Here is an 11298-nt window from a genome sequence, read left to right as displayed (position 1 = left end):
AAATTGCTTGGTATGTTGAATTGTTTGCTGTAGCTTATTGGTAATCTACATCGCCCCAAAACCTCTGACAATTTTTTAAATGGAAGTGTTGCAGTTATGGGTTGAATTCGCCTAACACATTATATTAAATGAGCAAAATTCAATTTTTACCTCTCAAGGAAAGGGTGTTGAACAGAAATTTATTGATAAATCTTAGGGAGGGTCAACTTCCCCATAACAATTGCATATTGGCTATCACTGCGAGCGATGCAGTTTCAGTTCTTAATACGCGTGAGCCTAACAATAAAGAACGGTAGCCTGCTTGGTTGGCTTGGTTGATTTCCATCTCACTAAGTCCACCTTCGGGGCCGATTAAAATGCTTGCTTCATCGACTGCTGTCAATGCTAATAAGGTTTGTTCACAGCGGTGATGCAAAACAAAGCCATTGACAACTGGTTGCTGTAAAAAGTCTCTCAAATTAATAGGGGCAAGCACTTTTGGAATAACAGAGCGCCCAGACTGCTCACAAGCACCAATGACAATCTTTTGCCAGTGCAATTGACGCTTTGCTAGTTTGTCGCCTTTGAACCTAACCACACAATGCTGAGTAAAAACAGGAATGATTCTATTAACGCCCAACTCCACGGATTTTTGCATTAGAAAATCCATTTTTTCGCCTTTGGCAATACCTTGAACTAAGGTAAGGTTGAGTTTTGATTCGGATGAGTTTTGGGTTTTTTCTAAGATTTTCACTCTGCAATCTTTTTTTGCCTGCAACACTTGTGTGCTGTAATTCATTCCATCGCCATTGAATAAAGTGATATTTTTACCTTCTGGAAAGCGCAATACTTTACTCAGATGGTGTGAGGCATACGCATCTAGCGTTACCAAGTCACCAACGCTCAAAGCCCTATTTTGATATAAACGCACATTTTTCATAATTAAGCAAAGGTCTCACTTTATAATCCTAAAAATGATACCAAAAAATAGAAGAGAGAAATTACTAAGCCAACTTGACGATGGTGCTTTGGTGATTGTTAGCACCAATCCGCAACAATATCGTAATGGCGATACACATTACCCTTTTCGTCCACATAGCGATTTTTGGTATTTAACAGGCTTTAAAGAACCTGAAACAGTTGCGGTTTTTTCCAAAAAACACTATACGATTTTCTTGCAAGAAAAAAATCCAGCACGAGAGATTTGGGATGGTGAGCGCCTAGGTATTGCTAAAGCATTACAAACTTTAGATGCAAACCAAGCCTATCCTATCAACGAACTAAAAGCACAACTGCCGCTACTAATAAAAGAGGCAACAACACTGTATTATGATTTTAAAGCGTGTGCGCTAGACAATGACATTATTGAATGCTTAGACGGTGCAAAAACCCAATCACTTGGTGAGCACCTACACGAAATGCGTCTAATTAAAGAGGATAACGAGATTGTGCTAATGCAAAAGGCTGCTGATATTTCTATACAAGCTCATCAGTTGGCAATGCAACAAGCCAAAATAGGGCTGGCTGGTTTGTTTGAATATGAGGTTGTTAGTATTTTTGATGCAGAATTTAGAAAAAATAACGCTGAACATGCTTACACACCAATTGTAGCAGGTGGGAAAAATGGGTGTATCTTGCATTACATTAAAAACGACCAAGTGCTCAATGAGGGTGATTTGTTATTGATTGATGTTGGTTGTGAAGTTGAGGGTTATGCTGCAGATATTACTCGTACTTTTCCAGTGGATGGAAAATTTAGCCAAGCACAACGACAAATTTATCAGATTGTACTAGAGGCACAACTCGCTGCCATTGCCTGCATTAAACCAGGCGAAGTGGTTATTAAGCCGCATCAAATTGCTTCAAAAATTATCCAACAAGGCTTGATTGATTTGGGGATTTTACAAACAGGTGATGACTTATCACAGTTTTATATGCATGGTACAGGACATTGGCTAGGATTGGATGTGCATGATGTTGGTCGTTATCAGCAAGGTAAACAGCATCGTCAGTATGAAATAGGCATGGTAACAACTGTTGAACCTGGTATTTATATTCGTAAGAGTGATAAAATTGACCCCGAGTATTGGGATATTGGTATTCGCATTGAAGATGATGTCCTGGTGACGGATAATGGCAATAGCGTTTTAACCAAGGCACTGGTAAAAGAAATTGATGACATAGAGAACTTAATGAAATGAATATACAACAAGCAATAAAAGCAGTCATTGCAAAACAAGATTTAACACAAGATGAAATGCACGCCGTCATGAGTGATATTATGACTGGCAAAACCACAGGCGCTCAAAATGGTGGATTTTTAGTGGGCTTAGCGGTAAAAGGTGAAACAATCGATGAAATCACCGCAGCCGCAAAGGTGATGCATTCGCTGGCATCTGCTGTAACGATTAATAATGCCGAGCATTTAGTGGATACCTGTGGCACGGGTGGCGATGGTTTGGGGTTATTTAATATTTCCACTGCTTGTGCTTTTGTCGTAGCAGTAGCAGGCGCACAAGTCGCCAAACACGGTAATCGTGGCGTTTCTTCCAAATCAGGTAGTGCCGATGTCTTAGAAGCAGCAGGTGTTAATCTTGATATGACACCAGAAGCTATTGGCAAATGTGTGGAAGAAATCGGCGTTGGCTTTATGTTTGCGCCTGCACATCATTCGGCAATAAAACATGTCGTTAGTACTCGTAAAGAGTTGGCAGTGCGCACCATCTTTAATGTCTTAGGTCCGCTGACCAATCCAGCAAAAGCACCCCATCAAGTGATGGGGGTTTATGACAAAACGTTGGTTGAACCGATTGCCAATGTGCTTAAAAGTTTAGGTTCTAAACATGTGATGGTGGTGCATTCTAAAGATGGATTGGATGAAATTTCAATTGCCGATGATACTTATGTTGCTGAGCTCAAAAATAACAAAGTCACCACTTATACCATTAACCCAACAGAATTTGGCTTACCCTTAGGTAATTTAGAGGACATCAAAGCAAAGGATGCTAATAGTTCATTGATGCTTATTCAAAAAGCACTGGACGGTGAAAACGGTGCAGCAAAAAATATTGTCGCACTCAATGCAGGTGCTGCCATTTATGTGTCAGGTGTGGTTGACTCACTACAAGCAGGTATCAATAAAGCAATAAAAATTTTAAATGATGGTTCGGCTCATCAAAAATTAGACGATTTTGTCAAAGAAAGTACGGGGTGCTAAATGTCAGATAAAGAAACTAACCTAATTTGGATTGATTTGGAGATGACGGGTCTTGTGCCAGAAACAGATACCATTATTGAAATTGCCACCATTGTTACCGATAAAGATCTCAATATTTTGGCAGAAGGCCCCGCCCTTGCCATTTACCAAAGTGATGAGATTTTAGCAGGCATGGATGAATGGAATACTGAACATCACACCAATTCTGGCTTGGTTCAACGCATTAAAGACAGCAATGTTTCTATTAAGCAAGCTGAAAAACAAACGATAGATTTCCTACAAGCCTATGTCAATCCAAGTGCTTCACCGATGTGTGGCAACACCATCTGTCAAGATAGAAGGTTTCTTTACAACTATATGCCTAAGTTAGAACAATTTTTTCATTATCGCCATATTGATGTTACCACACTAAAAGAATTAGCAGCGCGCTGGAAGCCTGAGGCAAAAATGATTCGAGAGGGTGAATCTGCACACCTAGCGCTACTTGATATTAAAGACTCTATTGACGAGCTTAAGCATTATAGAAACACCTTTATTAGTGCTTAAAATGATTATTTTTTAAATTTTAAAAATTGCCTTTTTAACTTTTAAAAATTTTTTATGTACAATATACATCTTTCCATGAATAATACTTAAAATTGAATAAATATTGTGTTTTTTATGTATAATATACATCTTTTTGTATGATTAAAGTAATACTTTCCATAGTAAAAAGATATAAAAGCATACAAACCAAAAACAGGGGCAAACCATGTCTGAAATACAAAAAAATATTATTAATAGAAGTAAAATCAAGGATTCTATTAATCCAGATGACTTGCCAGATTTGAGCTTTAACATTCCCACCGATCCAAACACAATATCAAATTCTAGAAATGAATTTTTTGCAGAAAGGCTAAGAAAGAAAGAAGATTTAAACTAATATGTCCAAATTAGATGTTGATTTCAGACGTGATTTTATTGAAGCATTGAATAATATAGTTCGTAGGTTAGGTCAAGGTGCTAAGATTTGTGATTGTAATGCTGACGATAGATTTATCTTTGCATGTGTAGAATTTGTAGAAGAAGAGATTATTAACAATACAAACGATATATTCACAGCTGTTCATGGAAAAATAGACCGATACATTAATGATTTCAGCGTCGCTCCAAAAGACAGCATTGACGAACATAAAACTTATTTTTTCATTTTTCATACATTACATGAGAGACTTTCTAAAGATAACGAGAATAAAGAAATGGTGCAAATAATTCTTTATACTATGGTTTATATATTTGATGACTTGCTGAGCCTTGTTAATGCAAAAAGACAGGCGTTAAACAAAAGAGTTTGTCAAATGATAACAGATGGAACATTATTCAAAAAAACAGGTGATATTGGCTTATATTTAACTTATAAGTGCTTATATAAACACGCCGAAGAAAATCAAACAAATTCTTAAAATTTGGCAATCCCCTGCAAAAATTAACCTATTTTTGCATATTAATTCTAAACGAGAAGATGGCTATCATAACCTACAAAGCATTTTCCAATTACTAGACTATTACGACGAACTCACAATATCCGTTAGGCAAGACGGCGTTATAACACGCACCAGTGGCAATGAGGATATACCAGAACAGCAAGATTTAATCATCAAAGCAGCGCAAGCACTACAAAAAGCAACAGGTACAACAAACGGGGCAGACATTTCAGTAGTGAAAAATATTCCTACCGGTGGTGGTTTGGGAGGTGGTAGCTCAAATGCAGCAACCACACTCATTGCACTCAATACATTATGGGGCACAAAACTCTCAAAGCAACAACTAGCAGAAATTGGCTTAGCACTGGGCGCTGATGTGCCAATTTTTATTACTGGACATAGCGCTTGGGCGGAAGGTGTAGGGGAAATTTTGACGCCAATGAACTTGCCAAAACACTACTTTTTGGTGGTCTCTATCAACAAACAACTCTCAACCAAAGAAATTTTCTCGCATAAAGCATTGACAATGACGCCCACTATAGGGAAAATATGCCCTTTCTCAGAGTTAATCAATCCACACAATGATTGTCTTGAGGCTGCCACCGAGTTGGAAGGCGAAATTTTAGAAGCATTAACGCATTTAAAATTATCCAAAAACCACTTGTACCAGCCAAGAATGACAGGCACAGGAAGTTGTGTCTTTGTGGCGTTTAAGCATGAGAAAGATGCTTTGGTAGCCCTTAACAATCTACCAAGCAAATGGTCGGGTTTTGTAGCACTTGCGCTCAATACCTCGCCGAATTAACCCACCTTATGATGGGTTAAACCTTAATTGGGCTGTCGCCAAGCGGTAAGGCAACGGGTTTTGATCCCGTCATGCGCAGGTTCAAATCCTGCCAGCCCAGCCAATTTCCCTTCTTTACTTTGTCTTTTTACTTTCTACTTTGTTGGATTTGTAAAAACACTGAGTCTTTTAGGTTGTGTTGTCTAAATTTTTGCATATTTTTAAAATCTGCCTCGTACTAGCCTGCTCTGGTTTTGTTGCACTCTAATCCAAGGAGACCTTTGCATAAATAGGAACAATCATCAGAAACCCACTTTTCACCCACTTGGCGATTTTTTAAACCCAGCCTTAGCCCTGCTAGGACAAGGTTTAAAGAAATCACCAATTGGGCAAAAATTGGATTTTGCTAATCATCCCTATTTATGCAAAGGTCTCTTAATGCTTGTTCTAATATTTTAAATCATTTTTCATTTTAAGCAACTGACAAATCGCCAAACATCAGCGAAATATCATTAATCGTTAATTTTGCCAACCAGCCTAATTTTTCTATAGCCTTTTTCAGGCAATTCCACATAAGTGTGAAACCAATATAACCTGCACCACTAGTGACTAAAATTGTCTTTTTTGTTCCATTAAAATTTTATAGTTTTCTTATTATCTTAAAAACTGCTTTTAATAGCATTTTAGGTAACAGTCGTATTGTAAAACCGATGACTATATTTCTAAACAATTCATACGCATTAAGAAAACCCATTTTGTAAAATTCTGTTTGCACATTTACCTCAAGTATCGCTTGCTTCAATCCACTCCTTCGGTCCTCCAACCATTCATTACCCATCCTCATATTAACCAAAGGTTCTTGTATATTGTAAAGTTTTGCACCGCCCAATATCAACCTTACAAACAAATCATAGTCTTGACTTGTTCTTCTGTGCTTTGCATAATTTCCAACACTCAATACTAATTTTCTCTTATACATTGCTGTAGGGTGATTAACTGGACTTCTACTTTTGGCAAATTTTATTATATTACATTGTTGTTCTGGTACTCTCCTATATGAAATTATCTTAGTTTCATCACTTTCAAACTCACCTACCCAAGCCCCACAAACATCAATATCTTTAGCGTTAAAAATTGCCAACTGTTTATTAAACCTATCAGGCAAAGAAATATCATCAGTATCCATTACCGCAATCAATTCATTGGTACATTTTTCCACACCAATCTTTTTAGCATTGCCAGTACCAACATTTTTTTCAAGAGAAGTGACTTTAAAAATACCACCTAACTTCTCCTTCCATTTTTTAATACTTTGATACAACTCATCAGTCAGTACACCATCTTCTACCAAAATTATCTCATTGGGTTTAATGCTTTGCTCATCCCATACACTTTGCATCGCCCTATCAAAATTTTGTGGATTTTCTTTGTGGTAAATTGACATTAGTACTGAAAATTTCATCATATTAAAATTCTTGTTTTTAGAGATTTTGGAAAAAAACCAACGGAAAAGTGTTTGTATTTTATATGCCTTTAATCAATCCCAAACAAATCTCTTGTATAAACTTTATTTTTTACATCTTGCAATTCGTCTGCCATTCTATTGGCAACCACCACATCACTTATTTTCTTAAATTCCTCTAAGTTTTTAATTACTTTAGACTGAAAAAACTCCTTCTCTTGCAATACTGGTTCATAGATAACAACTTTAATACCTTTGGCTTTAATACGCTTCACAATGTCTTGAACTGCAGAGAATCTAAAATTATCGCTAGCACTTTTCATTACTAAGCGATAAATACCTATAACTTTAGGATTTTTAGCAATAATCGACTCGGTAATAAAATCTTTTCTAGTTGCGTTACTTTCAACAATCGCACTAATTAAATTATTGGGTACATCCTTATAATTAGCCTTAAGTTGCCTGGTGTCTTTAGGCAGGCAATAACCGCCATAACCAAATGATGGATTATTGTAATAATTACCAATTCTTGGGTCTAAACTTACACCTTCAATAATTTGTTTTGAACTCAATCCATGTGCCTCGGCATAAGAATCAAGTTCATTAAAATAGGATACCCGCATAGCAAGATAGGCATTGCTAAAAAGTTTAACTGCCTCCGCTTCAGTAGAATTGGTAAATAAAATATCAATATCTTTTTTGATTGCGCCTTCTACCAATAAATCTGCAAATTGCTTGGCTCTATTTGATCTCTCACCTACAATAATGCGTGATGGATACAAATTATCATAAAGCGCCAACCCTTCTCTTAAAAACTCAGGTGAAAATAGAATGTTGTCACTGGCAAACTTAGATTTAATATTTTTGGTATAACCCACTGGAACCGTTGACTTGATAACCATTATTGCAGTTGGATTGATATCTATAACATCCTGAATAACCATTTCTACAGATGAGGTATTAAAATAATTGGTTTCAATGTCGTAGTCAGTTGGCGTGGCAATAATAACAAAATCAGCGTCTTTATAAGCCAACTCTTTGTCAAGTGTTGCGCTAAAGTTAAGGTCTTTATTTATCAGAAAGTCTTTAATTTCACTGTCTATAATCGGTGAGATTTTATCATTGAGTCGCTTAACTTTTTCAACATCAATATCTAGTGCAATTACCTCGTGGTTTTGAGATAAAAGCATAGCACTGGACATCCCAACATAGCCCACACCTACAATTGCAACTTTCATATTGTATTATTCCATTACAAATAAAAATTGACGCATTAAATTCATAATTTTTTCTTTATCTACTTTCTCTGGAACAACAAACATACACTGGCGACCACATGTTTTGTTAGGCTCTACAAACTCTTCAATTAAATGATAGTGAGGTCTATTTACATAGTCATCAAAAACAATTTTAGTGCCTGGTGCGCCAGTTGCAAGGTAATACAAAAAACAAGCAACCCTAAATCTGCCATCAACTAAAACAAATTGTGGTTTCTGCTCGTGTTTCCATATTGATTCAACATAATTTATTATGCATTCCCTTTTTGAATAATCTATTGGGATTCCCCACTTTGCTAAACGCCCTAAGTCTACCCATTTAGCCGTTAATACATTTGCATGGTTTAAATTACTCCGTACCTTTTCAAGCCATACTTTACTTGTATCAACTGCAAAAACTTTCTTTACTCGGGTATTACCAATAACCCAAATAGTAGACCTTCCCATTCCGTATTCACCATAATAGTCAATATCTTGAATAGATTTTTTAAAGACCTCATCATCTCCATCAAAAAGACGATCCTTTCCTTGAATTAAATTCATAAAAGCAAGCCATAATTGTTTAAATATTTTAATTAATCTTGTGGGCATATTATTTTTCAAATTCAGATTTTAAATATATCTTTGTCAGGTAAATTATACCCAGACCTTTGTATAAATACAGATGATTAACAAAATTCAAATTTTTTCTAATTGACAACTTCTTTAAACTTTTTTTCAGTAAAACTAAAACTGGACTTACCTTCTTGGGGAACTACGAAACATCCTAAAAAATTGCTAATTGAGTGAAAAGTGGGATCTTAATGGCTATTCATATTTATAGAGACCTTTGCATAAATAGGGATGATTGGCAAAATCCAATTTTTGCCCAATTGGTGATTTCTTTAAACCTTGTCCTAGCAGGGCTAAGGCTGGGTTTAAAAAATCGCCAAGTGGATGAAAAGTGGGTTTCTGATGATTGTTCCTATTTATGCAAAGGTCTCTATCAGTTTTTTTGAACACCACGCCAAGTCTTGGTTAAATCATAAGCAACAAATAAAATTCTAGCAAGGCATATTAAGCCTAATGCCAACTCAGTATTTGACAAGATATTTGTTACATTGACGACAGCATAGAGTATCAATAAAAATATTAATTGTGCGATTTGAGTCCACATACGATACGAAAAATTATCACGAATAATGGCAATATCTTCAACACTGTAAAACATAAAATTAAACAACTCCATGGTGGCAATAATTTGCACAAACACAGTGGCAACACGCCACTGCTCGCCTAACACTAATGGCACAAGCCAATCAGCTGATACTATGAGCAATCCATAGCCAAAAATAACAAAAAAGAAAGTGGATTTAATTATTTTTCTTGGCAGAGATGTGTTGCCATTATCAACCTCATATACTTTGCAATATTGATGCCGAACAACTTGCCCAACTGTTTGTCCAAAAGCACCTGTTGGTGCACCCACAGCCCTATCAGCCATTGCAAATATACCCGCAACAGACATACCACCTACGGCAGACATAATCAGCGTCGGTATGCGTGAACTTAAAGAAGAGGCTAGATTCGTTGTTAATAAAACAGGTATTTTCTGTATTTGATTCAACACCGTAGTTGACGATATTTTAAGTTTTTTTAAAGTTATCATTTGTATAATATCGGTATAAAACAAGAAAACAAGAAACGATAAGACCTGCCCAATCATTTGCCCCAAAATAAGCCCAATGGGTAGCGAATCCCCACCTATAAAAATCGCATACCCAAGTGCAACGGAAATCATACTGATGGCGTTTACTGTGGCTGCTATACCATGACCTGAAAAACTACCCAAATAAGTAGCATAGTATCTTAGCGTTTGCGCACCTCCTATAAACAATATAGTAACACCCATTAAGAGGGGCAAATAACTAAACTCTTTTAAGAAAAAAGAATTTAAAAAATCAGATAAAAAAAATAATGTGATTAAGGTAATTACAAAACTAAAAATCAACACCATTATCATAGTACCTATAGTCAATGCGACCGCTTCATCTTTGCTTTTCATCGTGATAATTAAAAACTCCACCTTGCCTGTGGAAAATACAACCAAAATCCCTATAATGGCACTAAATACAGCAAAAACACCAAATTCTTCTGGGTTGTAATATCGAGTGATATAAGGCAGCGAAGCCACTAATATCAATTGTGCAATGAATTGCCCACTGGCAATACGCGATATATTGGCTAACATAAACAGTCAGTTGATTTAATTGTCAGCGCCAAACTGATTTTTTTACCACTTATCCGTATCAAAGCCTTCGCCATTTTCAGTGCACTACACTGTTTTCTTGCATCTAAATTCACAACAAACACCTCACTTTTATTTATTTATTCAGCAATCTAGCGCCTTTTTGCCTAATCAACCGCATAAATATAATCTTGAACATATGTCATTACCAAAACCTTTGGTGGCATTTGGTTTCTCTGTCTAATAATTGGCGAAGTTTTTGAATGTAGCTCATTACCCTATCTGCCGCTTAAGCTGTTCAATTTCAATCTTTAATCGCTCATATTCTTCGGTTTTTCTTTGCAAAAAATGAAGGGTTAATTTGGATTTTTCACTCATGCCCTGTGGGGTTAAAAGGTAAGCGTATTGGATTTTATTACGGCTATTTTTAAAGTTTTCAACTTTAACGAGTCCTTTATCAATCAAACCTTTTAAGCAATAATTCGCCTTGCCTAAACTCATTCCCAGTTTACCCGCCAAATCACGCTGTGAATAATTGGGGCTTTGCTCCAAGACTTGTAGGATTGAAAATTGATTATCTTGATTCAGCATAAAGTGCATTATACCAAAGTGTTCAATAGTTGAACATTGAAAATTACTTGCAAATCTTCTGTCAATAATACCACTAAAACAAGATAGCAGTAATCAACAGTAGGCTCAATCATATTAAAGAAAAGACTTTAGATCTTAACCAGTTAAGACCACTAGAAAAATTGTTCTGTTTTTTGAGACCTTTGCATAAATAGGAATGATTAGCAAAATCCAATTTTTGCCCAATTGGTGATTTCTTTAAACCTTGTCCTAGCAGGGCTAAGGCTGGGTTTAAAAAATCGCCAAGTGGGTGAAAAGT

Annotated in this window: 12 protein-coding genes and 1 tRNA gene; 7 read left to right on the top strand and 6 right to left on the bottom strand. The window is 36.2% G+C overall.

The annotated features are described in order from the left end of the window. Nucleotides 1–202: 202 nt before the first annotated feature. On the bottom strand, nt 203–919 hold the full coding sequence (locus BBROOKSOX_RS07045; RefSeq protein ID WP_139660509.1) for a 16S rRNA (uracil(1498)-N(3))-methyltransferase: 717 nt from the start codon (nt 917–919) through the stop codon (nt 203–205). Nucleotides 920–953: 34 nt separating this feature from the next. On the opposite strand from BBROOKSOX_RS07045, the gene BBROOKSOX_RS07040 reads away from it, so the two are divergent. The 7 genes from BBROOKSOX_RS07040 (at nt 954) to BBROOKSOX_RS07010 (ending at nt 5567) form a co-directional block, all read left to right on the top strand. After that, a complete protein-coding gene (locus BBROOKSOX_RS07040) occupies nt 954–2180 on the top strand; it encodes an aminopeptidase P N-terminal domain-containing protein (protein ID WP_139660508.1) in 1227 nt (408 codons plus the stop codon). After that, on the top strand, nt 2177–3196 hold the full coding sequence (gene trpD, locus BBROOKSOX_RS07035) for an anthranilate phosphoribosyltransferase (RefSeq protein WP_139660507.1): 1020 nt from the start codon (nt 2177–2179) through the stop codon (nt 3194–3196). Before BBROOKSOX_RS07040 ends, trpD begins: the two co-directional genes overlap by 4 nt. Next, nucleotides 3197–3742 carry an oligoribonuclease gene (orn, locus tag BBROOKSOX_RS07030; protein WP_139660506.1) on the top strand — a complete coding sequence of 182 codons (546 nt, stop codon included), beginning with the start codon at nt 3197–3199 and terminating at the stop codon, nt 3740–3742. A 205-nt stretch (nt 3743–3947) separates the two neighbouring features. Then, nucleotides 3948–4118 carry a hypothetical protein gene (locus BBROOKSOX_RS07025; RefSeq protein ID WP_180323900.1) on the top strand — a complete coding sequence of 57 codons (171 nt, stop codon included), beginning with the start codon at nt 3948–3950 and terminating at the stop codon, nt 4116–4118. 1 nt (nt 4119) lies between these two features. Then, nucleotides 4120–4638 carry a hypothetical protein gene (locus BBROOKSOX_RS07020; RefSeq protein ID WP_139660505.1) on the top strand — a complete coding sequence of 173 codons (519 nt, stop codon included), beginning with the start codon at nt 4120–4122 and terminating at the stop codon, nt 4636–4638. Between the two features lie 34 nt (nt 4639–4672). Next, nucleotides 4673–5464 (top strand): 4-(cytidine 5'-diphospho)-2-C-methyl-D-erythritol kinase, encoded by a 792-nt coding sequence (gene ispE / locus BBROOKSOX_RS07015; protein WP_373896617.1) that lies wholly within the window; start codon nt 4673–4675, stop codon nt 5462–5464. A 28-nt stretch (nt 5465–5492) separates the two neighbouring features. After that, a tRNA-Gln gene (locus tag BBROOKSOX_RS07010) sits at nt 5493–5567 on the top strand. Between the two features lie 516 nt (nt 5568–6083). Here BBROOKSOX_RS07010 and BBROOKSOX_RS07005 read toward each other — a convergent pair. The 5 genes from BBROOKSOX_RS07005 to BBROOKSOX_RS06985 all read right to left on the bottom strand — a co-directional run bounded on the left by BBROOKSOX_RS07005 (nt 6084) and on the right by BBROOKSOX_RS06985 (nt 11000). Next, entirely contained in the window at nt 6084–6908 is an 825-nt protein-coding gene (locus BBROOKSOX_RS07005; protein ID WP_139660503.1) for a glycosyltransferase, read from the bottom strand. Between the two features lie 68 nt (nt 6909–6976). Continuing rightward, entirely contained in the window at nt 6977–8143 is a 1167-nt protein-coding gene (locus tag BBROOKSOX_RS07000) for a nucleotide sugar dehydrogenase (protein WP_139660502.1), read from the bottom strand. A gap of 6 nt (nt 8144–8149) precedes the next feature. Continuing rightward, nucleotides 8150–8785, bottom strand: a complete 636-nt coding sequence (locus tag BBROOKSOX_RS06995) for a hypothetical protein (protein WP_139699069.1) — start codon at nt 8783–8785, stop codon at nt 8150–8152. A 382-nt stretch (nt 8786–9167) separates the two neighbouring features. Beyond that, nucleotides 9168–10412: a lipopolysaccharide biosynthesis protein gene (locus BBROOKSOX_RS06990; protein ID WP_139660500.1), complete on the bottom strand. Its 1245-nt coding sequence runs from the start codon at nt 10410–10412 to the stop codon at nt 9168–9170. 270 nt (nt 10413–10682) lie between these two features. Continuing rightward, a complete protein-coding gene (locus tag BBROOKSOX_RS06985) occupies nt 10683–11000 on the bottom strand; it encodes a MarR family EPS-associated transcriptional regulator (RefSeq protein WP_139660499.1) in 318 nt (105 codons plus the stop codon). Nucleotides 11001–11298: the final 298 nt, after the last annotated feature.

The sequence above is a fragment of the bacterium endosymbiont of Bathymodiolus sp. 5 South genome (genome assembly GCF_900128535.1).
GTDB lineage: Bacteria > Pseudomonadota > Gammaproteobacteria > PS1 > Pseudothioglobaceae > Thiodubiliella.
This window is presented reverse-complemented; position numbering and strand designations above follow the sequence as displayed.